The sequence below is a fragment of the Phenylobacterium sp. genome (assembly GCF_030680185.1).
Classification (GTDB): domain Bacteria; phylum Pseudomonadota; class Alphaproteobacteria; order Caulobacterales; family Caulobacteraceae; genus Phenylobacterium.
Map to the genome: position 1 here is coordinate 74,207 of NZ_JAUXVZ010000062.1, position 23,337 is coordinate 97,543.

Consider the following 23,337-nt stretch of genomic DNA (forward strand, 5'->3'; position numbering starts at 1 on the left):
CGGCGGTCAGGCCGGGGCGAGCGCCTGGTTCATCCAGGCGATAATCTGATCTGTGGTCATGGCGCCGGCCTTGCGGGCGACCTCCTGGCCATCCTTCAGGAGGATCAGGGCCGGGATGCCCGACACCCCCAGGGCGGCGCTGGCGTCCGGCGCCTCATCGGCGTTCAGCTTCAGAAGACGCACCCGCGGCTCCAGACGCTGGGCGGCCGCGGCGAAATGGGGCGCCATCGACCGGCACGGTCCGCACCAGGGCGCCCACACGTCGAGCAGCACCGGCAGGCCCTGGTTGGCGCGGCGGTGAACCTGCAGGCGCGCGGCGTCCACATCGACCGGCCGCCCCTGGAACAGGGCCTCGCCGCAGCGGCCGCACTTGGCGGCGCGGGCGTCCCGTTCGGGCGGAATACGGTTGGCGGCGGCGCAGTTGGGGCAGACGATCTGGACCATGGTCAGGCTTTCAGCTTGCGGGCCCCGATCAGGTCGAGGGCCAGCTTCTCGTAGAAGGGCGCGCTCTCGCCGCGCCTGATCTTCCCGATGAAGTATTTCTCAAAGCCCACCTTCGCCAGATGCACCCAGCCCCCTTCGGCCGCCCAGTTCAGATTACGCGGCGGAATCTGCGGCTGGGCGATGAAGGCCACGCCGCCGTCGCCAAAGTCCGCCAGGCAGATGGCGTTCCAGGTCGCCTCATGGGTCGGCGCCTGGCCATCGAGCAGCTGGCTCAGGTTTTCGGCGATGGCGGTGACCATGCTCTCGATCATGAAGCCGGTCTTGGGCACGCCCACCGGAACCGGGGTCTTGCCGACCGGTGGAATGGCCACGCAGACGCCCAGGGAGAAGACGTTGTCATAGGTGGGATTGCGCTGGTGCTTGTCGGCCAGGATGAAGCCGCGGGCATTGGTCAGGCCCTCGATCCCCGCCACCGCCGCGACGCCGCGGAAGGCCGGCAGCATCATGGAATAGGCGAAGGGCAGGTCGTGGGTCGCGCGCACCGCGCCGTCCTCGGCCACCTCCTCCACCGACATCAGGCCGTCGGTGACCTTGGTGACCCTGGCGTTGGTGATGAACTTGATATGCCGGTCGCGCATCTCGGCTTCCAGCAGGCCCTTGGTGTCGCCCACCCCGTCGAGACCCAGATGGCCCACATAGGGCTCGGCGGTGACGAAGGTCATCGGCACGCGGTCGCGGATCTTTCGCCGCCGAAGCTCGGTGTCGAGGATCATGGCGAACTCATAGGCCGGCCCGTAGCAGGACGCCCCCTGAACCGCCCCGACCACGATCGGACCCGGCTGGCGGGCGAAGACCTCGAAGGCCTCAGCCGCCTTCTCGGCATGATCCACATGACAGATGGACTGGGTGAAGCCGTCCGGTCCCAGGCCCTCGATCTCGTCGAAGGCCAGCTCCGGCCCCGTCGCGATGACCAGGTAGTCGTAGAAGAGGCTCTCTCCGTCCTCGAGCTCCAGGCGGTTCTCCAAAGGATGGACCCGCCGGGCGGCCACTGGTGTGAAGCCGATCTTCTTGCGGGCCATCACAGGCGCCAACGCCACCTCGATCGCCGCCCGGCTGCGCCAGCCGATGGCCACCCAGGGGTTGGACGGCACGAAGTGAAAGGTCTCTTCACGGGAGACGACCACGACCTCGGCGCGTGACCCCACCGCGGCCTTGATCTCGAAGGCTGCGATGGCGCCGCCGAGGCCGGCGCCCAGAATGGCGATGACTGGCTTCTTCATGGGTCGATCCTGCTCCCCTTCCCAGGCTCCGCCTTGATCACGCTCAAGGCGCTGCGGTGTGGCCGGCGTCATAAATCCACGGCTTGAACCGCCTCCCCATTTCATTATATGCGTATTTGCGAATATACAATGGCGATCACATAGCTGGAGACCCGCCCATGCCCAATTCCGACCTGACCCCTGCCGACCTCCATGATCGGCTCACCGCGCGTCAGATCGTTCTGATCGATGTCCGCGAGCCGGCGGAATATGCCGCCGAACGGATTCATGGGGCGCTCAACCTGCCCCTCACGACCTTCGATCCCTCCGCCCTGCCCGTGGGCGGCGATCGCCCGGTCGTCCTGCAATGCGGCTCCGGCAAGCGCTCGGCCATGGCCCTGGACCTGTGCCGCAAGGCTGGCGTCGAGGTGGCCGGTCACCTGGCCGGGGGCATCGGCGCCTGGCGCGCCGCTGGCCTGCCCGTCATCCGCATCGATCCGGCCACCGGCGCCGTCCGCGACGTTCGCTAGTCCCTGAAAGACCGCCCATGCGCCCCCTGCTGACCGCGAGCCTCCTGGCCCTGACCTTGGGAGCCGCCGCCTGCGCGGAGCGCAGCGAGCCGGCGCCCGAGCCCAAGGCCGTGGCGCCTCGGGGCGACATCCTGACCCTGGCGGCGACCCCTGTGGACGATCTCAAGCCTGTGGCCGCCACGGTGACCACCCGCGACATGGCCGAGGCCCGGGCCCGTATCGGCGGCACCTTGAGCGCCCTGCTGGTCCGGGAAGGCGACTATGTCCAGAAGGGCCAGGTGATCGCCCAGGTGAGCGACCAGCGCCTCAATCTGGAGACCACGGGATACGACGCCCAGGCCGCCGCCGCCGCCGCCGAGGCCGCTCGCGCTGAGGCCGATCTGGCCCGGGTCCAGACCCTTTACGACAAGGGCTTCTACGCCAAGGCGCGCCTGGACCAGGCCACCGCCGCAGCCAGGGCCGCCCAAGGCCAGGCGGACGCCGCCAGGGCCCGCCGCGCCGCCAGCGCCGAGCTGGGCGCCCAGGGGGTCATCCTGGCCCCCTCCTCCGGACGTATCCTGACGGCCCCGGCGCCGGCGGGTTCCGTCGTCGCGGCCGGCCAGTCCGTGGCCACCCTGACATCGGGCCAGCCCCTGCTGCGCCTGGAGATACCTGAAGGCCAGGCGCGGTCCTTACATGTCGGCGACCGCCTTCCCGTCGCCGCCGACGAGCTCCCGGGCCTCGCCGCCACAGGAACGGTGATCCAGATCTTTCCGGCCATCACCGCCGGCCAGGTCACCGCCGACCTCGCTGTGGATGGCCTCCGCGCCGATCTGGTCGGCCAGCGAGTGGGGGTGAAGGTCAAGATCGGTGAGCGGCAGGCCCTGGTGGTCCCCGCCCGCTATGTCGCCCGCCGCTTCGGCCTCGACTTCGTCCGGCTGGTCGCCGCGGACCGATCGGTCACCGAGATCGCCGTCCAGACCGCGCCGGCCGCCCAGTCCGGCATGGTCGAGATTCTATCCGGCGCTCAGCCCGGCGACCGCCTGGCGCCCAGCCTGGCCGAGGCCGCCCGATGAACCTTGGCCTCTCGGGGCGGCTGACCCGCGCCACCATCCATTCGCCGCTGACGCCGCTGGCCCTCCTGGCGGCCATCGCCGTGGGGCTGATGGCCCTGTTCTCCATCCCCCGGGAGGAAGAGCCGCAGATCAGCGTGCCCATGGTCGACATCATGGTCTCCGCGCCGGGCCTGCGGGCGCCGGACGCGGCCGAACTGGTCGCCAAGCCCCTGGAGACCATCGTCCGCAGCATCGACGCCGTGGATCATGTCTATACCCAGGTGCAGGACGACCAGGTCCTGGTCACCGCCCGGTTCGATGTCGGCGAGGATCCCGACGCCGCGGCCGTGCGGGTCCACGAAAAGGTCCGGGCCAATATCGACAAGATCCCCGTCGGCATCCCCGAGCCGATGATCGTCACCCGAGGGATCAACGATGTGCCTGCGGTGGTCCTGACCCTGACGCCCAAGGCCGGCGCCGCCGACCGCTGGAGCGACCAGACCCTCTATGACGTCGCCCAGAAGCTCCGCACCGAGATCGCCAAGGTCGAGGACGTGGGCCTGACCTTCGTGGTCGGCGGCCGGCCGGACGAGATCAGGATCGAGCCCGCCCCCGAACGGCTGACCCTGCGCGGCGTGGCCCTGGGCTCGGTGATCGAAGCCGTCCGCCAGGCAAATCGCAGCTTCCCCGCGGGCGTCATCCGCCAGGATGGCCAGGCCGTCGAGGTCACGGCCGGCGACACCCTGGTCTCGGCCCAGGCCGTCGGCCTGCTCACCGTCGCCTCCGTCGACGGCCAGCCCGTCTATCTCCGGGACGTGGCCGACGTGATCCAGGCGCCGCGGGAGGACCAGGCCCGCGTCTGGCGCCATAGCCGCACCGCGCAGGGCTGGAGCCAGGCCCCGGCCGTCAGCCTGGCCATCGCCAAGCGCAAGGGCGCCAACGCCGTGGTCGTCTCCGAGCACATCCTCGAGCGGGTGGAGACCCTGCGCGGCGGACTGATCCCCGACAGCCTGGAGGTGGCGGTCAGCCGCGACTATGGCGAGAGCGCCAATGAAAAAGCCAATGAGCTGCTTTTCCACCTGGGCCTGGCGACGGTCTCCATCGTCATCCTGATCGGCCTGGCCATCGGCTGGCGGGAGGCGGGCGTCACCGCCGTGGTCATACCGACCACCATCCTGCTGACCCTCTTCGCCTCCAACCTGATGGGCTACACCATCAACCGAGTCAGCCTGTTCGCCCTGATCTTCTCGATCGGCATCCTGGTGGACGACGCCATCGTCATGATCGAGAACATCTCCCGCCATTGGGCGATGCGGGACGGGCGCTCGCCCACCCAGGCGGCCATCGAGGCGGTGGCCGAGGTGGGCAATCCCACCGTGGTCGCGACTCTCACCGTCGTGGCCGCCCTGTTGCCCATGCTGTTCGTCTCCGGGCTCATGGGGCCCTACATGGCGCCGATCCCGGTCAACGCCTCGGCGGCCATGGTGTTTTCCTTCTTCGTCGCCGTGGTCATCGCGCCCTGGCTGATGGTCCGCTTCGCCCGCCAGACCCTGGCCGATGGACCTGGACACGGCCACGACGAAAGCGGCGGCCGTCTGGGCCGCGCCTACCGCGCCCTGGCTGGCCGGGTCATCGCCAGCCGCCGCAGCGCCTGGATCTTCCTGATCGCCGTCGGCCTGGCCACCCTGCTGGCCATGGCCATGTTCGCCACCCGCACGGTGACGGTGAAACTGCTGCCCTTCGACAACAAGTCCGAGCTGCAGGTGGTCCTCGACCTGCCCGAAGGCGCCAGCCTCGAGACCACCGAACGCACCCTGGCCGCGGCCGCCCAGATCACCGGCGCCCTGCCCGAGGTGACCGCCATCGAGGCCTATGCCGGAACCGCCTCGCCGTTCAATTTCAATGGCCTCGTCCGCCACTACTTCCTGCGCAGCCGACCGGAGATGGGCGATCTCGCGATCACCCTGGCCCACAAGAGCGACCGGAAGCGCACCAGCCACGCCGTGGCGCTGGACCTGCGCGAGCAGCTGGCCGCCCTGCCCCTGCCGGCGGGCGCCTCGCTCAAGGTGGTGGAGGCGCCGCCGGGGCCGCCGGTCATGGCCACCCTGCTGGCCGAGATCTATGGCCCGGACGCCGAGACCCGCCGCGCCGTGGCCGCCGAGGTGAAGGCTCTGTTTGCGACCGTCCCCTACATCGTCGATGTGGATGACAGCGCCGGCCAGCCGCGGCCGCGGCTGCGCCTGACGCCGGTGCGCGAGCGTCTGGAATATCTGCGCGTCTCGGAGGGCGAGGTTCTGGACTCCATCGGCGCGGTGCTGGGCGGCGGCGCCGTGGGTTACGCCCATCGCGGCGAGGGCCGCTCGCCCCTGGAAATCTCCGTCCGCCTGCCCCAGTCCGACCGCACCTGGAGCGAGCGCCTCGCCGCAACGCCGGTCGCGGTGGCTCAGACCGCCGACGGCCGCCGGCTGGTCGAACTGGGCGAGGTTGTGGAGGCCAGGGCCGAAGCCGGCTCGCATCTGATCTATCGGCGCGACGGCCTGGACGCCGAGATGGTCACCGCCGAGCTGGCCGGCCAGTATGAGGCGCCCATCTATGGCATGCTGGCGGTGGGCGACGCGATCAAGGCCCACGACTGGGGCGACCTGCCCGCGCCCGAGATCCGCCTGAACGGCCAGCCGACGGACGAGCGGACGCCGACCCTGCTCTGGGATGGCGAATGGGAGATCACCTGGGTCACCTTCCGCGACATGGGGGCGGCCTTCGCGGTGGCCATCCTCGGCATCTACGTGCTGGTGGTCGCCCAGTTCAAAAGCTTCCGCCTGCCCCTGGTCATCCTCACTCCCATTCCGCTGACCCTGGTGGGGATCGTCATCGGCCACATCCTGTTCGGCGCCCCGTTCACGGCCACCTCGATGATCGGCTTCATCGCCCTGGCCGGGATCATCGTGCGCAATTCGATCCTGTTGGTGGACTTCATCCGCCATGCCCAGACCGGCGAGCGGCCCCTGCGCGACGTCCTGCTGGAAGCCGGCGCGATCCGGTTCAAGCCCATCGTGCTGACCGCGGCGGCGGCCATGATCGGCGCGGCCGTCATCCTGTTCGACCCCATCTTTCAGGGCTTGGCGATCTCGCTGCTGTTTGGCCTGGCGTCATCGACCCTGCTCACCGTGCTGGTCATTCCGGCCATCTATGTGGTGCTTCGCGACGACGGCCGGCAGCCCAGCGCGCCTGACGCCTTGCCCCAGGCCAGAGGGGGGCTAGATATGGCTCATGACTGACGTAGCCGCGCCGATCTCTCGAAACCTGCCCAAGCCGGCCGAACTGGCCGAGTTGGAGGCCAGCGCGGCGGCCGCGGCGCGGCTGATGAAGCTGATGGCCAGCGAGCAGCGTCTGATCATCCTCTGCCGTCTGGGCGACGGGGAGTGTTCGGTGGGCGACCTCGCCCAGCATGTGGGCCTGGCGCAATCGGCCGCCTCTCAGCACCTGGCCAAGCTGCGCGCCGAGGGCGTGGTCGGCACAAGACGGGAGGGGCAGACCATCTATTACCGCCTGACCGACCCCGCCGCGGCCCGGGTGATCGAGACCCTGTGCGACATCTATCGCGGCAAGCCCGCCGCCTAGACCGACCGGCGGGCGACCAGGTCGATCAGGGCGGATTGGCCGCTATGACCGGCGCCCTCCTCGATCACGGCGTCGTAGGCCGACAGCTCCAGGATTTCGAAATTGCTGAAGGCGGCGCGCAGCAAGGCCTCGGTATAGAGGTTCTCCGGCGCGCGCGGACCTCCCGTGCCATAGGCGATCTGCTCGGGCCGATAACCTTCCAGCAGCAGCAGGCCGCCGGGCTTCAGGGCGCGCTTCATGCCGGCGAAGATCTCGTCGCGCAGGTCGGGACCTGCGAACTGGATGAAGATGGCCGCCACGACATCGAACTGCGCCTCCGGCCAGGTCCAGCTGGCCAGATCGACCTCTTCGAGCCGCAGGGTCACCCCACGGGCGGCGGCCAGGCGCGCCGCCTTGGCCTGAGCCACCGGCGACGAATCCACCGACAGGACGTCCAGGCCCTGCTCGGCCAGCCATACCCCGTTGCGCCCTTCGCCATCGGCGACCGCTAGGGCGCTCATCCCGGGCTTCAGGCGATGGGCCTGGGCGCTCAGGAAGGCGTTGGGCGCCTCGCCAAACAGATAGGCCTCGCCCTGATAGCGTTCGTCCCAGAAGCTCATCGGCTCAATCCCTGCCAGGCGACATAGGCCGCCACCACCAGCACCAGACCCGCAAAAAGTCGCCGGGCCAAGAGGCCGTGGCCGGCCAGGGCGCCGGCAGCCTTCATGCCGAGCCAGCCGCCGCCGGCGCCGCCCAGGATGAACAGGCCGGCCACCGGCCAGACCACCTGGCCCGACAGGGCGTAGTTCGCCGACGTCGCCGCCCCGAACAGACTGACCGATAGCAGGGACGAGGCCGCCGCATTGGCCAGGGTCATGCCTGTGGCCGCCATGAGGCCCGGCACGATCAGGAACCCGCCGCCGATGCCGAAGAAGCCGGCGGCAAAGCCCGTCGCCAGGCCCATGGGCGCCAGGCGCAGGGTCAGGGGCCAGGTGATGTGAACCAGCGGATCGCCGGCGTCCTTCGGGCGGCGCATCATCGACAGGGCGATGGCCGCCATGGCGACGGCGAACAGCATCAGCAGGGCCTGACCATCGACCTGCTTGGCGAGACTGGACCCCGCCAGCGCGCCGAGAAGACCCGCAACGGCGAACACGCTGGCGCAGGGCCACTTGACCCGGCCGCTGCGGGCGTGGCCCGCAAGATTGGCCGCGGCGCTCACCGCGACGGCAGCGGCCGAGGTCCCGATGGCCAGGTGCGTGTCGCCGATCCCCACCACATAGAGGAGCGCGGGCGTGGCGAGGGCCGATCCGCCGCCGCCGAAGACGGCGAGCAGGAAGCCCACCACCGCCCCGCTGGCGAGGGCGGCGATCATGGCGGTGTGGCTGAGGTCCATCGGCGTCTCCTGGCCCCAGAGATAGTCGCATTTGCTATATTAGCAATGGTGCATATATGTGGTGTCGAAAGGGAGATCCCGATGTCCGTCCAGAACCACAGCTTCTTCCACGAACCGACCTCCACGGTAACCTATCTGGTCTGGGATGAGGCCACCCGCGCCGCGGCCGTCATCGACCCGGTCCTCGACTACGAGCCCCGCGGGGCGAAGGTCTCCGGTGATCAGATTTCGCAAATCCTCGGCTTCCTGAAGGCGCGCGCGCTGAACCTCGCCTACGTGCTGGAAACCCACGCCCATGCCGACCACCTCACGGCCGCCGCCCGCCTGCGCGAGGCCACCGGGGCCCAGGTGGTGATCGGGGCCCGCATCACCGCCGTGCAGGACTATTTCGCCAAGGTATTCGGCGCGGGAGACGTCACCTCCGATGGGGCGGTCTTCGATCGCCTGGTCCAGGAGGGCGACACCCTGATGCTGGGCGAAACCCCCATCGGGGTGCTGCACACCCCGGGGCATACGCCGGCCTGCGTCACCTATCTGATCGATGGCGCGGCCTATGTGGGCGACACCCTGTTCATGCCGGACTACGGCACCGCCCGGGCCGACTTCCCCGGCGGGGACGCCGCGACCCTCTATCGGTCCATCCAGAAGATCCTGGCCCTGCCGCCGGAGACGCGCATCTTCGTCGGCCACGACTATCTTACCGACGCGCGCGACACCCATGCCTGGGAGACGACGGTGGCCGCGCAACGGGCGCAGAACATTCACCTTCGCGATGGCGTCACAGAAGCCGAGTTCGTCGCCCGGCGGGAGGCGCGGGACGCCACCCTGCCGCCGCCGGTGCTGATCCTGCCATCTCTGCAGGTGAACATCCGCGCCGGCGACCTGCCCCCGCCGGAGGCCGATGGCCGCGTCTATCTGCGGTTGCCCGTCACCGAGGCGTGAAGCCCCCGGCGGAGACGGAACCTCGGCCCTGGCCCGCCCCGGATGCGAATGATGATTGGCGAGGCGGCCGCAATGGTGTTCTAGACTCCCATGGCTCCGCAGAAAGACACCTACCTGTTGCTGGACGTGGCCGGCGTGGACATGGCCCTGCCGATGACGGCGGTGGCCGAAATCCTGCCGGTGACGCGGTTCGAACGCCAAGCGCCCTGGCCCAAGGTGCTGGCCGGATTCATGAACCTGCGGGGCCGTCCGCTGGCGGTGATCGACCTGGCCCGGGTGATGAACCCCCAGCGGGAGCCATCGAAGCCCGACCTCTATAGCCATGTCATCCGTCTGGGCGAGGCCCACGGCGGGCTCGCCCTGCTGATCGACCGCGCCAAGGACGCCGAGGTCATGGCCGACGACTTCACCGAGGTGGACGACGACGCCAGCGCCAATGGGGTGATCTGCGGCAACCTGCTGATCCTGGGCCGCCTGACGCCGCTGATCGATGTGGACCGCCTGCTCCTGACCGAGGAGGAGCTGCGGGTGGCCGAGATCGCTGAAACCCTGCGCACGAGGCTTGAGGCTTCGGTGGATGGCGAACCCTGAGCGTCTTCCCGGTCTTTGCGCCAGACCATCCGTTCTGGCGGCTGAAAGCGGAGGTCATCGCCCGCACCGGCCACTTCTACTATGCCGACAAGGATGACGTCCTGTGGGACCGGGTGCGGCGCAGGCTCGCGGCCCTGCGTCTGGCGGATGTGGAAAGCTATGTCCGCCTGCTGGATGACGCCCATGCAGGCCCTGCCGAATGGCGTCAGCTGGAAGGCGCGATCACCGTCGGCGAGACCTACTTCCTGCGTTATGTCGAGCAGTTCGCGGCCCTGCGCGAGACCATCCTGCCCGAACTGATCGCCCGCAATTCCCAGAGCAAACGCCTTCGGATCTGGAGCGCCGGCTGCGCCACCGGCGCCGAGCCCTATTCGGTCGCCATCCTGGTGGCTGAACTGCTGGGCGACCGCATCGCCGACTGGCGGATCACGATCCTGGGCACCGATATCAATGAGGCCGCCCTGGAGGCCGCCCGCGCCGCCAGCTTCGGGGCCTGGGCGTTGCGGTCGCTGTCAGCCGAACAGCGTAGCGCCTGGTTCACGCCGGAGGACCGGAGCTGGCGGCTGCGCCCGCGGTTCCGCAGCCTTGTCCGCTTCCAGCACGGGAACCTTCTGGACCTCCTGGGACCCAACGCGCCCCTCGACCTGACCGACTTCGACCTCATCCTGTGCCGCAACGTCCTGATCTACTTCCATCCGGACACGATGAACGCGGTGGTGGCGGCCCTGGCCGATCGGCTGGAGCCGGACGGCTGGCTGCTGGTGGGGCACGCCGAGCCAAATCCCGGCTTCGAGGCTCACGTGCAGACGGTCTCACTGCCCGGCGCCACGGCCTACCGCCGGCGCAGCAGTGACGTTCCTGTCCCAGTCCCGCCGCCGGCGTCGGAGGCCCGGACCCCCGAAATCTGGGCGCCCGTCGCCTTTGATCAGCCTGTCCTCGCCCCGGCGCCTGCGCCCCGGAGGCCGCCGGTAATCCAGGCGCCGCCGGCTCCGCCGCCTGCCCCCGCCCCCACCCCCGCCCACACTGGCATCCCGGAAATCCGCGCCCTGGCCGACCTCGGGCGTTTTGCCGAAGCCGCCGAGGCCTGCGCCGTGGCTCTGCAGAGCGACCCGTCGAACCCGGCGACCCACTTCTATCTGGGCCTGGTGGCGCAGGCCCAGGGTCATCTGGATCAGGCCGAGGACGCCCTGCGCCGCGCGGTCTATCTGGATGGCGGCTTCCTGATGGCGCAGTATCATCTAGGTCTGGTCCGGCTTGAGCGAGGCGCGGCCGCCGAGGGTCGCCGCACCCTGGCTGCAGCAGCGCGGATGGCGGCGAGCTTGAGCCCCACGACGGGTCTGTGCGAAGGGGAAGGCTTGACCGCGGCTGACCTGCGCGAACTGGCGCGGCTGCAACTTGAGAGCGGATCGGGGGCGAGGGATTGAGCCAGGACAAGCCGAAAGCCGGTCGATCGCGCCCGACGCCACAGGCGGAATCCCCCCGCGTCCGCCTCATCCTGGATGATCGCGCCCGCCGCCTCGCCCAGGTGGACCGCGCCGAAGCCGACGCAGCCCCTGACGGGGCCATATCGGTGCTGCTATGCCCGGTGGGCGACAACCTCTATGGCCTGCCCATGACCGAAGTCGCGAGCCTGAGACCCCTGGAGCGCCTGAGCCGGACCACGATCGTCGTCGGGGGCGGCGTCATGGGGCTGGTGGCCGACGGTGGCCGGGTCCGCCAGGTCCTCGACCTTGCCCACCTCCTGGGGGCGCCGGCCAGCGGTGACGCCGATGGCTATCTGATGATCCCCAAGGCCTTTCCCGACTTCGCCCTGCGTCTGGGCGAGCGGCCCCTTTCGATCATGGCGCAACCCGACTCCGCCCATCCCGACCGCGCCCAGGTGGCGAGCGCTGGGGACCATCACACCAAGACCCTTGTCATCCTTTCCGTCGCCGCCCTGCTGGCCGCCGACGTGTCCGTGGGAGCCTGACCCCGTGAGCATCGCCAACCGTATCCTGCTGGGCTTCGTCGCCGTCATCATCCTGGTGATCGCCCTGGGCGCCTTCGGCCTCAGTCAGATCGGCGAGGTCCGGTCCGAGACGACCTGGGTGCTCAACCGCGACCTGGCGTTTATCCGCCAGCTCAGCGCCGTCCAGAACGCCCAGAATGGCCTCGAAGCGGCCACCGAGTCAGACTTCGCGGCCCACGCCATGGGGACCATCGAGACCGGGGCTGACGGCGTCTCACTGGCTTGGCGCGCGGCAGATGCAGCCGCCATCCAGTCTCTCGATCAGGCGATCACCCAGGCGACCAACTACCAGGCCACCGCAGTCTCGCAGGAACGCGCCCAAGCCTGGGGTGAGATCGCCCAGACCCTTACGCGAGCCCGCGCCATCCTTGGCGACCTGCGTCAGCGCGACCTTGTCGCTTTCCAGGCGATGGTCCGCGGCGATATGGCGGCAGCTCAAGCCGCCAGGGCAGGACTTGTCGCGCCGCGTAGCGCATTCCAAGGCGAAATGGACAAGGTCAACACCACCATGGACCGCGCCATGAATCTCGGCCGGGCCCGTATTGATCGCGTCTACCAGATCAGCCGGATCTCCACTCTCATAGGGCTAATTCTCGCCGTAGCGATCGCCATGGGGGTGGCCTATCTGATCAGGAAATCGATCATCACGCCGCTCACCACCTTCATGGCATTTGTTGAGCGGGTCGGTCAGGGCGATCTGACAAGGCACACCGAATTGACGGGCGCAGACGAGATCGGCCGATTGGGCATAACCCTGAACGGCATGGTCGACGGCCTGCGCGACCTCGCCCGCCAGAACCGCGAAGCCACCGAAAACCTCAATGCGGCGACCGCCGAGATCCGCGCCTCCTCGCAGGAGCAGGCCGCCAGCGTCGAGGAACAGCTCGCCGCCGTTCAGGAAACCGCCGCGACGGTCGACGAGATCACCCACTCAGGCGCCCAGATCGGCAAGCGGGCCCAGGAGGTCATCCTCTCGGCCCAGGCCACCGCCCAGACCAGCAACGAGGGCCTGCGGGCCGTCGACGAGACTGCCCGCGCCATGGACGCCATCCGCGACCAGGCCGAGGCCGTGGCCGAAAACATCGTCGCCCTGAGCGAGAAGACCCAGGCCATCGGCGACATCATCAGCACCGTGAACGACATCTCCGAACGCTCGCACCTGCTGGCCCTGAACGCCGCCATCGAGGCCGCCGCCGCTGGCGAAAGCGGACGCAGCTTCTCGGTGGTGGCCTCGGAGATGAAGCTTCTGGCCGATCAGGCCAAGGACGCCACCAATCAGGTGCGCTCGATCCTTGGGGACATTCAGAGGGGCATCAATTCCTCGGTCATGCTGACCGAAGAAGCCGTCAAGCGCGTGGCCGCCGGCAAGGAGCGCACCGACACCACCCAGCGGACCATCACCGAGATCACCGGCCGGGTGCAGGAAAGCGTCCAGACCTTCCAGCAGATCGTCGCCTCCACCAATCAGCAGCAGCTGGGCATCGAACAGGTCATGGGGGCGCTGCAGAACATCCGGCAGGCCAGCCAGCAGACCGCGGTCGGCACCCGTCAGCTCGAAGAAGCCGCCGGCAACCTGGCCACCCTGTCCCAGCAATTGCTGGGCCTGGCCGAACGCTACCGGGTCTGATCGGCGACCGTGCCAGACCTTCGCGCACAATTGCTGGCGGCGTTCGATATCGAGCACCGCGAACATCTCGAAGCCGTCCGGCGCGCCCTGGCGGCGCCGGAAGAGGCTGATCTGCGCGAGGTCTTCCGTCGTCTGCACAGCCTTAAGGGCGCAGCCCGGGCCGTCGATCTCGAGGTCGTCGAGCACTTGGCGCACCGGCTTGAAGAACGCCTGGCCCAGGTGATCGACAGGGGCGCAGGCCTCGATGGCGCCAGTGTCGATCTTATCCACCTGGGGCTCGACGCCATCGAAGCCCAGGCCGCGGCCCAAAGGGCCGGCCAACCGCCGCCGGACGCCGCCGGAGCGCTGGAAGCCCTGGGCGCGCCATCGCCTGGCCGATCCGCGCCTTTGACGGCGGAGGTGGCGCCGGCGCCCTTGGCCGCGCCCCCGATGGCGGCCGCCACAGCCGACGAGCGGGCGCCGGAATATGTCCGCGTGGACGCCCTGCTCGGCGAGCGCCTCAGCGAGTCGCTGCATAACTTGTCCAGCGAGGTGCAGATCGAAGCGGCCCAGCTCGATCTGACCCGTCGCCTGCGGGGCGAGGCCACGCACCTGGAACGGCTGTGGCGCGAGATGCGCGCCCGCGGCGCCGACGGCCGACTGGCCAACCGGATCCAGGCCTTCGAGCGCGCCCTGCAGGATCTGAACCGTGACATCGGCGACCTGGCCCGCCGGCAGGCCCGCGCCAACTGGGCCGTGGGCGAAAGCCTCGCCGAGCTGCGCGAGCGGATCGACGAAATCACCCTGACCCCGGCCGAGAGCGTGCTCGGCGATCTCGGGCGCATGGTTCGCGACCTGGCCCGCGAGCAGGGCGTCGAGGTCGATGTCCGCACCGAGGGCCTGGAAGTGCGGGCCGAGCGCCGCGTCCTTCAGGCCCTGCGCGAGCCGATCATCCACCTGTTGCGCAACGCCGTGAGCCACGGGGGCGAGCCGCCGGAGGCGCGCCGCGCCGCCGGAAAGGATGAGCGCCTGCATGTGACCTTGCGGGCCGCCGCCCGCGGCGGACGGCTGGAGGTCCGCATCGCCGATGACGGCGCAGGCCCTAATCTGGCGCAGATCGAAGCCGCAGCCATGGCCAAGGGCCTGTTGCCGGCGCCGGAGCCGGGCGCCCCGCCGCGGCATCCCGACGAAATCCTGGCCCTGGCCTTCGAGCCTGGCGTCTCGGCCAGCGAGACGGTGGACCGGATTTCCGGCCGCGGCATGGGCCTCTCGGCGGTCAGCCAGGCCTTGGCCAGCCTGGGCGGCTCCGCTCGCCTGATGGCGCGTCAGCCGGCCGGCGCAGAGGTCATTCTGTCGGCGCCCCTCTCGGCGGCGCGCCAGACCCTGGTGGTGGTCGAAACCGGGGGCGGCCTCTTTGGTCTGCCGAGTTTTGCGATCCGGTCCCTGATGCGTCTGCGCCCCGGTGAGCTGGAAATCGTCGAGGGCGTGCCCAGCGCACGGATACAAATCGACGGGTCGGACATTGTCACGCCCGTGATCCCGCTCCATGCCCTCCTCAATGACGCCGCCCTGACCCCGCCAGCGTCGGACGCCGCCACACCGATGATCCTGATTCATCGCGGGGAGCGGCACCTGCTGCTGGCCGTGGACGAGATCGCCGATGTGCGCGAGCTCACGGTTCAGGATCTCGACGACCGCCGGCTGGCGCCAGGGCTCACTCTCGGGGCTGCGATCCTCGACGAAGACCGGCCCCTGCTGGTCCTCAACCCCGAGGCGCTGATCGATCGCTGGCTGCGCAACGCCCGAAGGCTCTCGGCCTCGGCCCTGGGCCTGGCCGCCCCCGAGGCTGTCGCGCGCCAGGTCCGCACCGTGCTGGTGGTCGACGATTCAATCACCACCCGCACCCTCGAGAAGAGCATTCTCGAGGCGCAGGGCTACCGGGTGATCCTGGCGGTGGACGGGATGGACGCCCTGAACACCCTTCGCTCGTCCGAGGCGCTCATCGACCTCGTGGTCGCCGATATCGAGATGCCCCGGATGGACGGCTTCTCCCTGCTGCAGGCCATCAAGGCCGACGCCGGCCTGGCCCGCCTGCCGGTCATTCTGATGACGTCGCGCAATGACGAGGCCGACGTGCGCCGGGGCCTGGACCTGGGCGCCGAGGCCTATATCACCAAGCAGAAGTTCGACCAGCGGGAGCTCTTAGCGACCATCGGGCGCATCCTGTGACCGCGCGCGCACCCGTGCGGGTGATGATCGTCGAGGATTCGCTGGTGGTCCGCGAACTGCTGACCCACATCGTCGCCCGCGATCCCCGGTTTGAGGTCGTCTCGGCCGTCCCGTCGGCCGAGGACGCCCTGGCCGAAATTCCGCGGGTGCAGCCCGACGTCATCTCCATGGACATCCGGCTGCCGGGCATGGATGGCCTGGAGGCCACGGCCCGGATCATGGCCGATCATCCGACGCCCATCGTGGTCATCGCCGACGCCGTCGAGGACGCCTCCCTGCGCATCTCGATGAACGCCCTGCGCGCCGGGGCGCTGACTGTGGTTGAGAAGCCCGCCGGGCCGGCCAACGCCAGCTATGAGCGGCTGGCCGACACCATCTGCACCCAACTCTACATCATGAGCAGCGTGCCGGTGATCCGGCGGCGCAATATCGGCGCGCCCGCCGACACCCGCCCGCCGCCACGGCCCGCCGCGACAGGCGCCTTCGAGCGGCTGGACTTCCTGGCGCTGGCCGCCTCGACCGGCGGGCCGCCCGCCCTGGCCAAGGTCATCTCGGCCTTGCCATCCGACTTCCCGGCCCCGGTCTTCGTCGTCCAGCACATGGGGGCGGCCTTCATGGAGGGCTTCGCCAAGTGGCTCGGCGGCCTTTCGGCCATGCCCGTGACCCTGGGCGAGGACGGCGTCGCCGCCCAACCAGGCCAGGTCTATGTCGCCCCCGGCGACAGCCACATGATGGTGCGCAGCACCGGCGTGATCCGCATCAGCCGCGATCCGCCCCTGGGTGGTCAACGCCCGTCGGCCAACATGCTGTTCGGCGCCCTGGCAGAGGCCGCCCCGACGCGCACCGTGGCCGCCCTGCTCACCGGCATGGGCGAGGATGGGGCCCAGGGTCTTTCGCGTCTGGTCCAGGGCGGCGCCCACACCATCGCCGAGCACGCGAGCACGGCGGTGGTGAATGGCATGCCCGGCGCCGCCGTGCGCCTCCGCGCAGCCCGGGATATCCTGCCCCTGGATCTGATCGGGCCAAGGATCATGCAGCTGGCCGGAAAGGGTAGGACATGAGCCCCCACCAACACGCCAAGGTGCTGGTGGTCGAGGATTCCGAAACCCAGGCCCTGGCCCTGCGCGGCCGGCTGGAGGCCGAGGGCTACACCGTTCAGACGGTGACCAGCGCCGAGGCGGCCCTGGAGCGGCTGAATGGCCCCCTGCCTGACCTGGTTGTCGCCGACTTTCACCTGCCGGGCATGGATGGGCGCGAGCTGTCGCGGCAACTGCGCCTGAATCGCCGCACCCGCACCCTGCCCCTGCTGATGCTGACCAGCGCCCGGGAACAGGACCTCGAACGCCAGGGCCTGGAGAGCGGCGCCGACGCCTATGTGTCCAAGTCGGCGGACATGGACGTCATGCTGGCCAGGCTTCGCGCCCTGCTGCGCCGAGGGCGCACCGCCGCCAGCGAGGGCGGGTCGGACACAGATTTCCGGCCGGCGCGTATCATGGTGGTTCACGACAGCCCCACCCAGCGCCTGAAACTTGGCGCCGCCCTGGCGCAGGCGGGCTACGAGGTGCGCGAGGTCGCCAACGCCGAGGTCGCCCTGGCCGCGGCCAACGATCAGATCGACTGCATCGTCATGCCCGCCTCCGGCGCAGCTCTTGACGGGCTGGATCTCTGCCGGCGTCTCGACCGGCGTCGGGAGCGGATGGCCCTGCCCTTCCAGATCGTGCTTATCGGCCCAGGCGCCAGCGACCCCCACGCCCTGGCCGCGGCCTTCGACGCCGGCGCCGACGACGTCACCGCCAGCACCGACGAGGACGAGGTGCTGCGCATGCGGGTCCGCGCCCTGGTGCGGCGCAGACTGCTGGCCGAGGAAACCCGCCGCTCCGAGGAGGCAGACGCCCGGGCTGCGGCCGCCGACGAACTCGCCCGCGCCAACGCCGAACTCGAGGCCGCCAACCAGCAGCTCCGCCAGGCCCAGGCCCAGCTGGTCCAGTCGGCTAAGATGGCGTCGCTCGGCGAGCTGGTCGCCGGCATCGCCCACGAGATCAACAACCCCCTGGCCTTCATCCTGGGCCATCAGAACACGGTGGAGCGCCTGACCGGTCAGCTGGCGGGCGGCGACCTGGCCGAGGCGGATCGGGCGGCGCTGTCCAAGGCGACGGACCGGCTCGGCGCCATGCGAATGGGTCTGCAGCGAATCCAGAGCCTGGTGCTGAACCTGCGAAAGTTCTCCCGCCTTGACGAGGCCGACAGCCAGAACCTGGACGTGCCCGACGCCATCGAGACGGTTCTGGCCCTGTTGGCGCCCAAACTGGGCGCCATCGAAGTTCGGCGTCACCTGGAGGCGAGGCCTACCCTGACCGCCTCTCCGGCCCTTTTGAATCAGGTGGTGATGAACATCCTGTCGAATGCGGCTGACGCCCTGGGCGGCGAAGGCGTGATAGAGATCGCCACGCGCGAGCAGGACGGCCTGTACAGGATCGAGATCAATGACTCAGGTCCCGGCGTACCTGAAACCGTTCGCGACCGCATCTTCGAGCCCTTCTTCACCACCAAGCCCGTCGGCGCCGGCACAGGTCTTGGCCTCGCCATTGCCTATGCGGTCGTCCGGGCTCACAAGGGCGAAATCACCGTGGACAGCGGCCCACTCGGAGGCGCGCGCTTTGTGATTCAACTCCCCGTGGACGACCAGGCATGACCGCGCCACACCCTCCGTCACCCCTGCTGCTTCTGGTCGACGATGAGCCCGATATTCTCGTGGCGCTGGAGGACCTGTTCGAAGGGGACTTCAGCGTAAAGGCCGCTCATTCCGGCGCAGAAGCCCTCGACTTTCTGATGGGCGAGCCGGATGTCGCCGTGATCATTTCCGACCAGCGGATGCCGGAGATGACCGGCGATGTCTTCCTGAGCAAGGCGCGTGGCCTGTCGGACGCCGAGGCCATCCTGCTCACCGGCTATGCCGATCTGAGCTCCGTCACCGCGGCCCTGAACAAGGGCGGCATCGTCGGGTACGCCGCCAAGCCCTGGGACCCGGAGGCCCTGCGCGCCATGGTGGCCGCCGCCGCCGAGCGCCACCACCTTCGCCGGGCGCTGAACGAAGAGCGCTCCCTCCTCCGCGGTCTCATGGCCCATCTGCCCGCCGCCGTCGCCGTGAAGGATCGCAAGGGTCGGTTCGTGCGGATCAACCAGCGCAAGGCCCTCGCCCTTGGCGTCCCAGCCGAGAGCGGACTGGGCATGACCGAGGCCGAGTTGGGCGCGCCCGGTCGCGCTGACGCCGAGGCCCGCGCCATCCGGGCCGGCCAGACGGTCGAGGTGCTGGACGAACTGGAGACCGAGGTCGGGACCCAATGGCTGGAGACGGCCATCGTGCCTGTGCCCGACGCCAGCGGCGAGATCCGCCACCTGGTGATCGTCGAGCGCGACGTCACCGACGAGAAGCTGGCCGAGATGCACCTGCGCCAGTCGGACAAGCTTCGCGCCCTGGGCACGCTGGCCGGCGGCGTCGCCCACGACTTCAACAACCTGCTGACCGCCATCATCGGCAGCCTGGAACTGGCCGCCCGTCGACTGGGCGATGAGGCGGCGGTGCGCCGCTATCTCGACAACGCCACCCTGGCCGCCCAGAAGGGCGCGACCCTGACCCAGCGCCTGCTGGGCTTCAGCCGGCAGACCGAGAGCCGCGGGGCCGAAGTCGTCGATCTGGCCGAGATCCTGACCGACACCCGCGAACTGGTGGAGCGCACCCTGGGCGGCGGCGCCCGGATCAGCTGGAGCGTCGCCGATGACCTGTGGCGTTCGGCGATCGAGCCCGACCAGTTCGAGCTCGCCCTGCTGAACCTGGCGGTGAACGCCCGTGACGCCATGCCTGACGGCGGGCGGATCACCATCTCGGCCTGGAACCACACGATCGAGACGCCGCAGCCGGGCCTGGACCTGGGCGTCGGCGACTATGCGGTGGTCTCCGTGCGCGACACCGGCCAGGGCATGACGCCAGAACTGCTGGCGCGGGTGCTGGAGCCCTTCTTCACCACCAAGCCCGTGGGCAAGGGAACCGGCCTTGGCCTGCCCATGGCCTATGGCTTCGCCCAGCGCTCCGGCGGCGCCCTGGAAATCTGCTCCGAACCGGGCCAGGGCACCGAGGTGAAGATCTATCTCCCCCGCGCCGCGCCCGCGCCGGCGAGCGCGGACGTCGAAGCCGATCCCGCCGCGCCCAACCCGGTCACGCCCCGGCGGCGCATTCTGGTGGTCGATGACGAGGCGCCTGTGCGGGCCGTGACCGCGGGCTTCCTGCGCGACTGTGGCCACGAGGTGATGGAGGCTGACGGGGCCGAGCCCGCCCTGACCCTCCTCGCCGACGAAGGTCCGTTCGATCTCGCCCTGGTGGACTTCGCCATGCCCGGGGTGAATGGGGTCGAGTTTGCCCGCCGCGCCAGACCCCGCTGGCCTGACCTGCCCATCGTTCTGCTGACCGGCTATTTCGACGTCGAGGTCCCCGGCGACATCACCCTGGTCCATAAGCCCTTCAGCCACGCCACCCTGCAGGCGGCGCTGAACCGGGCCTGGGCTCAGTAGATCCCGAGGGCCAGTCCAGCCGCCATGGCCGCGCCCAGCTCGGCGCAGACCGCGAGGTCGGCCGGCGCGATGGTCTTGGGCGCCAGGATCGCCTCGGGCGTCTGGGCGTGGGTGCAGACGATGATCGGGTCGGCCACCGCCTTCAAGCGCCAGCCTGTAGCGATCCGGGCGATCTGCCGCACGGCGTTCTCACCGTCGCTGCCGGCGCAGACCATGAGCGCATACGGCCGGCCTTCGATGCGGCCGAGCACCGGATAATAGGCGCGGTCGAAGAAGGCCTTCAGTTCGCCCGAGATGGCCGCCAGGTTCTCTGGCCCGACGAAGATGTAGCCCTCGGCCGCGATCAGATCGTCGCCCGTGGCCGTCTCGGCCTCCAGCAGACGCACCTCGACCTCCCCTTCGGCGCCCACGGCTTCGGCCGCCGCCTGCGCCATCTGCCGCGAGCCGCCGGTGCGGGAATGGTAGACGATCAGCAGAGTCTTCATGGGGGCGCAGCATAGCCGAGCCACGGCGCTCAAGCCGCAAGGGAGACGCCATGAATCTGCGAAATGGCGTCGGCTACTCGACTCTGCAGCCGAGTTGAGGGCGATTTTCGGTGAATCTCCTGCGGGAAACGCCTTCCGAGCGGAACCCAGGCGCCAGCCAACGGCTTTCTCCGGCCAAGAGGAGATAACCCATGGCCATGATCCGAGGTTTGGGCCTGCAGAGCGCCCCGGCGGCAGGTTTCGCCGACCCCAACAGTCTTCACCGCGGACTGGCACGCTGGAACCGCAGCCGCCTGTCGCCGTCCGTCCCCCGGCAGGACTGGCGCCTGGAGCTCAGCCGCGACCAGCGTATGCAGCACAAGGAAGGCGAGTTCATCGAAGCCTTCCGGGCTCAGATCCAGGACGCGGTCGCCGCCGTTCCCATCGATCCCGAGGGCTTCATCGCGTGGTTTGAGGGGCTGAAAGAGAACGGACCCGGCCAATGGGATCCCCTGTTCGACTGGCTGGCCACTGAGGCCGACATGGACCAGATGCGCTGGTTCCTGACCCAGGAAGCCGCCGGCGAGGCGGGCTTTGACGACCTGGTGGCCATGACCCAGGTCAAGCTGCCGGCGCGACCGAAGCTGGAATTGGCGCGGAACTACTGGGACGAGATGGGCCGCGGCAATATGGGCGGCATGCACGGCCCCATGCTCGACATGACCGTCCAGGGCCTGGAGCTCGCCCCCACCATTGAAGGCACCCTGTGGCAGTCGCTGGCCCTGGCCAACACCATGACCGCCTTCGCCGCCACCCGACGATACGCCTACCATTCGGTGGGCGCGCTGGGCGTGGTCGAGCTGACGGCGCCGACGCGTGTGGCCTCAGTCGCCGCCGGTCTGAAGCGCTTGGGCGCGGCGCCCAAGCTGCGCAAGTATTTCGACCTGCACGCCGTACTCGACGTCGAGCACTCCAAGGCCTGGAACGCCGAGGCCCTGATGCCCCTGGCTCAGGATCATCCGGAAGTTCTGCCGGCGATCGCCGAAGGCGCCATAATGCGCCTGCTCTGCGGCGAACAGTGCTTCGAAGCCTACCGAGCCTACCTCTGGGCCGGCGCTGAAACCGGCCAGACGCACCTCAAGGAGTCCGCCTGACCAGCCTGAGGCGTTTCAGTCGCCCTTGGGCGAATTGCGGTAGTCCAGCGGCGGGGCGCGGTCGCCAACCATGGCTTCATAGGTGAAGTCCGCCCCGCGGCGCTCATTGAGTTCCGCCTTGGCGGTCTCTATCAGTTGCGGCTCGCGCAGCAGCCGGGCGCCAGCCAGGGCGATGGTCTTGGCCGCAACCTCTGCCCCCTTGGAGCCGATGCTGGTCCCCCCAGCCGCGACGGCCTGCCAGCTATGGGCCGGCGTGCCGGGCACCCAGGTGGCGGCGCCCATGCCGGCCGTCGGCGTCACCCAGCTGACATCGGCCACGTCGGTAGAGCCGCCGCCGCCGCCCCCAATGGCGTAGGGACGGATCTCACTGGCGGGCGGCGCCTTATTGCCGGCCGGAAGCTGGGCGGTCATGGCCTCGGCGAAGGCCTTTTCTTCGGCGGTCCAGACGGGCGGGCCGGCTTCACGCAGGGCCTGGTCCATCACCTGACCGAGCGTGTCGTTCACCAGCATGTTGTAGACCCCGCCGGTCTGCTCGAAGCTGACCGTGGTCTCGGTAGCCATGGCCGCACCTTCGGCGGCCTTCTGCATGCGGGCGAAGACGTCGCGGACGATCTGCGGATCGGCGTGGCGGACGTAGTAATAGACCTCGGCCTTGTCGGGCACGACGTTGGGCGCGGTTCCGCCGTCGGTCACCACATAGTGGATACGGGTCCCATCGGGGATGTGCTCGCGCAGATAGTTCACCGAGACGTTCATGATCTCGACGCCGTCCAGGGCCGAGCGCCCGCGGAAGGGCGCGGCCGAGGCGTGGGCCGAGGCGCCGGCGAAGCGGAACTTGCCCGAGATGTTGGCGAGCGACACGCTCTGCGCTGCGCTGTTGCCGTCGCTGGGATGCCAATGAAGCGTGGCGTCCACGTCGTCGAACAGCCCCTCGCGGACCATATAGACCTTGCCCGAGCCGCCCTCTTCCGCCGGCGTGCCGTAGACGCGAATTTCGCCGGCGACGTTGTTGGCCTTCATCCAAGCGGCCAGGCTCTGGGCGGCGGCGACTGAGGCCGCGCCGAACAGGTGGTGACCGCAGGCGTGGCCCGCGATCTGGCCGGCGATCGGCGCCCGCTCAGCCTTGGCCTCCTGGGCCAGGCCCGGCAGGGCGTCATATTCGGCGAGGATGGCGATGACCGGGCCTTCGCCGTTCTTGAAGCTGGCGACGAAGGCGGTCGGCATGCCCGCCACGCCGGCCTCGACCTTGAACCCGGCGGCCTTGAGCTCCGACTGCAGCAGCGCCGAGCTCTTGGTCTCCTGGTAGCCGACCTCGGCATATTCCCAGATCTGGTGGGCCACCTCGGCCATGCGCGGGGCGCCCTGCTCGACGCTGGCGATCAGGGTCTGGCTGTCCTGCGGGGTCACCTGGGCGGCCACCGGGGCGGCGGAGAGCGCCACGCTGAGGCTGGCGGCGCCCATCAGGGCGATCTTGAGGGCGGCGCGGCGCATGGGCGAACTCCAGATAAGTCTTG

The 23,337-nt window shown here is 69.5% G+C and carries 20 protein-coding genes; 14 read left to right on the forward strand and 6 right to left on the reverse strand.

Annotated features, from left to right (window positions below):
- Positions 1–6: 6 nt before the first annotated feature.
- Positions 7–444: a thioredoxin TrxC gene (gene trxC / locus Q8L83_RS17260; protein WP_305289163.1), complete on the reverse strand. Its 438-nt coding sequence runs from the start codon at positions 442–444 to the stop codon at positions 7–9.
- 2 nt (positions 445–446) lie between these two features.
- Complete coding sequence (locus Q8L83_RS17265; protein WP_305289166.1) at positions 447–1,724, reverse strand: NAD(P)/FAD-dependent oxidoreductase; 1,278 nt, start codon at positions 1,722–1,724, stop codon at positions 447–449.
- Positions 1,725–1,882: 158 nt separating this feature from the next.
- Here Q8L83_RS17265 and Q8L83_RS17270 point away from each other — a divergent pair, with 158 nt between their 5' ends.
- The 4 genes from Q8L83_RS17270 to Q8L83_RS17285 are packed head-to-tail and all read left to right on the forward strand — an operon-like array spanning position 1,883 to position 6,888.
- Positions 1,883–2,233 carry a rhodanese-like domain-containing protein gene (locus Q8L83_RS17270; RefSeq protein ID WP_305289168.1) on the forward strand — a complete coding sequence of 117 codons (351 nt, stop codon included), beginning with the start codon at positions 1,883–1,885 and terminating at the stop codon, positions 2,231–2,233.
- 17 nt (positions 2,234–2,250) lie between these two features.
- Positions 2,251–3,288 carry an efflux RND transporter periplasmic adaptor subunit gene (locus Q8L83_RS17275; RefSeq protein WP_305289170.1) on the forward strand — a complete coding sequence of 346 codons (1,038 nt, stop codon included), beginning with the start codon at positions 2,251–2,253 and terminating at the stop codon, positions 3,286–3,288.
- Positions 3,285–6,545: an efflux RND transporter permease subunit gene (locus Q8L83_RS17280; protein WP_305289171.1), complete on the forward strand. Its 3,261-nt coding sequence runs from the start codon at positions 3,285–3,287 to the stop codon at positions 6,543–6,545. Before Q8L83_RS17275 ends, Q8L83_RS17280 begins: the two co-directional genes overlap by 4 nt.
- Entirely contained in the window at positions 6,538–6,888 is a 351-nt protein-coding gene (locus Q8L83_RS17285; RefSeq protein ID WP_305289173.1) for a helix-turn-helix transcriptional regulator, read from the forward strand. The genes Q8L83_RS17280 and Q8L83_RS17285 overlap by 8 nt, the downstream gene beginning before the upstream one ends.
- On the opposite strand, the gene Q8L83_RS17290 is transcribed toward Q8L83_RS17285, so the two are convergent.
- Both Q8L83_RS17290 and Q8L83_RS17295 read right to left on the reverse strand, forming a co-directional pair.
- On the reverse strand, positions 6,885–7,487 hold the full coding sequence (locus tag Q8L83_RS17290; protein ID WP_305289175.1) for a cyclopropane-fatty-acyl-phospholipid synthase family protein: 603 nt from the start codon (positions 7,485–7,487) through the stop codon (positions 6,885–6,887). The genes Q8L83_RS17285 and Q8L83_RS17290 overlap by 4 nt on opposite strands.
- The gene (locus tag Q8L83_RS17295) at positions 7,484–8,263 is read right to left on the reverse strand and encodes a sulfite exporter TauE/SafE family protein (protein WP_305289177.1); all 780 of its coding nucleotides are present in this window, start codon (positions 8,261–8,263) and stop codon (positions 7,484–7,486) included. Before Q8L83_RS17295 ends, Q8L83_RS17290 begins: the two co-directional genes overlap by 4 nt.
- An 81-nt stretch (positions 8,264–8,344) precedes the next feature.
- Between Q8L83_RS17295 and Q8L83_RS17300 the strand changes: the two genes are divergently transcribed.
- The 9 genes from Q8L83_RS17300 (at position 8,345) to Q8L83_RS17340 (ending at position 20,205) form a co-directional block, all read left to right on the forward strand.
- On the forward strand, positions 8,345–9,205 hold the full coding sequence (locus tag Q8L83_RS17300) for an MBL fold metallo-hydrolase (protein ID WP_305289179.1): 861 nt from the start codon (positions 8,345–8,347) through the stop codon (positions 9,203–9,205).
- 90 nt (positions 9,206–9,295) lie between these two features.
- Positions 9,296–9,796 carry a chemotaxis protein CheW gene (locus tag Q8L83_RS17305; protein ID WP_305289181.1) on the forward strand — a complete coding sequence of 167 codons (501 nt, stop codon included), beginning with the start codon at positions 9,296–9,298 and terminating at the stop codon, positions 9,794–9,796.
- 113 nt (positions 9,797–9,909) lie between these two features.
- Entirely contained in the window at positions 9,910–11,220 is a 1,311-nt protein-coding gene (locus tag Q8L83_RS17310) for a protein-glutamate O-methyltransferase CheR (RefSeq protein ID WP_305289183.1), read from the forward strand.
- Positions 11,217–11,765 carry a hypothetical protein gene (locus Q8L83_RS17315; protein WP_305289185.1) on the forward strand — a complete coding sequence of 183 codons (549 nt, stop codon included), beginning with the start codon at positions 11,217–11,219 and terminating at the stop codon, positions 11,763–11,765. The genes Q8L83_RS17310 and Q8L83_RS17315 overlap by 4 nt, the downstream gene beginning before the upstream one ends.
- A 4-nt stretch (positions 11,766–11,769) precedes the next feature.
- A complete protein-coding gene (locus Q8L83_RS17320; protein WP_305289187.1) occupies positions 11,770–13,431 on the forward strand; it encodes a methyl-accepting chemotaxis protein in 1,662 nt (553 codons plus the stop codon).
- 9 nt (positions 13,432–13,440) lie between these two features.
- Positions 13,441–15,639 (forward strand): response regulator, encoded by a 2,199-nt coding sequence (locus tag Q8L83_RS17325; RefSeq protein WP_305289190.1) that lies wholly within the window; start codon positions 13,441–13,443, stop codon positions 15,637–15,639.
- On the forward strand, positions 15,636–16,700 hold the full coding sequence (gene cheB, locus Q8L83_RS17330; RefSeq protein WP_305289192.1) for a chemotaxis-specific protein-glutamate methyltransferase CheB: 1,065 nt from the start codon (positions 15,636–15,638) through the stop codon (positions 16,698–16,700). The genes Q8L83_RS17325 and cheB overlap by 4 nt, the downstream gene beginning before the upstream one ends.
- Complete coding sequence (locus Q8L83_RS17335) at positions 16,697–18,331, forward strand: response regulator (RefSeq protein ID WP_305289193.1); 1,635 nt, start codon at positions 16,697–16,699, stop codon at positions 18,329–18,331. The genes cheB and Q8L83_RS17335 overlap by 4 nt, the downstream gene beginning before the upstream one ends.
- Complete coding sequence (locus tag Q8L83_RS17340) at positions 18,328–20,205, forward strand: response regulator (protein ID WP_305289195.1); 1,878 nt, start codon at positions 18,328–18,330, stop codon at positions 20,203–20,205. Before Q8L83_RS17335 ends, Q8L83_RS17340 begins: the two co-directional genes overlap by 4 nt.
- On the opposite strand, the gene Q8L83_RS17345 is transcribed toward Q8L83_RS17340, so the two are convergent.
- Positions 20,199–20,690 carry a flavodoxin family protein gene (locus Q8L83_RS17345; RefSeq protein ID WP_305289196.1) on the reverse strand — a complete coding sequence of 164 codons (492 nt, stop codon included), beginning with the start codon at positions 20,688–20,690 and terminating at the stop codon, positions 20,199–20,201. The genes Q8L83_RS17340 and Q8L83_RS17345 overlap by 7 nt on opposite strands.
- A gap of 191 nt (positions 20,691–20,881) precedes the next feature.
- On the opposite strand from Q8L83_RS17345, the gene Q8L83_RS17350 reads away from it, so the two are divergent.
- Positions 20,882–21,823 (forward strand): iron-containing redox enzyme family protein, encoded by a 942-nt coding sequence (locus Q8L83_RS17350; protein WP_305289197.1) that lies wholly within the window; start codon positions 20,882–20,884, stop codon positions 21,821–21,823.
- Positions 21,824–21,838: 15 nt separating this feature from the next.
- Here the strand turns inward: Q8L83_RS17350 and Q8L83_RS17355 are convergent, their stop codons facing one another.
- Positions 21,839–23,314 carry an amidohydrolase gene (locus Q8L83_RS17355; protein ID WP_305289199.1) on the reverse strand — a complete coding sequence of 492 codons (1,476 nt, stop codon included), beginning with the start codon at positions 23,312–23,314 and terminating at the stop codon, positions 21,839–21,841.
- Positions 23,315–23,337: the final 23 nt, after the last annotated feature.

Bases quoted from the DNA above. Each gene is read 5' to 3' on its own strand.
- trxC (WP_305289163.1), bottom strand. From the start codon at position 444: ATGGTCCAGATCGTCTGCCCCAACTGCGCCGCCGCCAACCGTATTCCG.
- Q8L83_RS17265 (WP_305289166.1), bottom strand. From the start codon at position 1,724: ATGAAGAAGCCAGTCATCGCCATTCTGGGCGCCGGCCTCGGCGGCGCC.
- Q8L83_RS17270 (WP_305289168.1), top strand. From the start codon at position 1,883: ATGCCCAATTCCGACCTGACCCCTGCCGACCTCCATGATCGGCTCACC.
- Q8L83_RS17275 (WP_305289170.1), top strand. From the start codon at position 2,251: ATGCGCCCCCTGCTGACCGCGAGCCTCCTGGCCCTGACCTTGGGAGCC.
- Q8L83_RS17280 (WP_305289171.1), top strand. From the start codon at position 3,285: ATGAACCTTGGCCTCTCGGGGCGGCTGACCCGCGCCACCATCCATTCG.
- Q8L83_RS17285 (WP_305289173.1), top strand. From the start codon at position 6,538: ATGACTGACGTAGCCGCGCCGATCTCTCGAAACCTGCCCAAGCCGGCC.
- Q8L83_RS17290 (WP_305289175.1), bottom strand. From the start codon at position 7,487: ATGAGCTTCTGGGACGAACGCTATCAGGGCGAGGCCTATCTGTTTGGC.
- Q8L83_RS17295 (WP_305289177.1), bottom strand. From the start codon at position 8,263: ATGGACCTCAGCCACACCGCCATGATCGCCGCCCTCGCCAGCGGGGCG.
- Q8L83_RS17300 (WP_305289179.1), top strand. From the start codon at position 8,345: ATGTCCGTCCAGAACCACAGCTTCTTCCACGAACCGACCTCCACGGTA.
- Q8L83_RS17305 (WP_305289181.1), top strand. From the start codon at position 9,296: ATGGCTCCGCAGAAAGACACCTACCTGTTGCTGGACGTGGCCGGCGTG.
- Q8L83_RS17335 (WP_305289193.1), top strand. From the start codon at position 16,697: ATGAGCCCCCACCAACACGCCAAGGTGCTGGTGGTCGAGGATTCCGAA.
- Q8L83_RS17340 (WP_305289195.1), top strand. From the start codon at position 18,328: ATGACCGCGCCACACCCTCCGTCACCCCTGCTGCTTCTGGTCGACGAT.
- Q8L83_RS17345 (WP_305289196.1), bottom strand. From the start codon at position 20,690: ATGAAGACTCTGCTGATCGTCTACCATTCCCGCACCGGCGGCTCGCGG.
- Q8L83_RS17350 (WP_305289197.1), top strand. From the start codon at position 20,882: ATGGCCATGATCCGAGGTTTGGGCCTGCAGAGCGCCCCGGCGGCAGGT.
- Q8L83_RS17355 (WP_305289199.1), bottom strand. From the start codon at position 23,314: ATGCGCCGCGCCGCCCTCAAGATCGCCCTGATGGGCGCCGCCAGCCTC.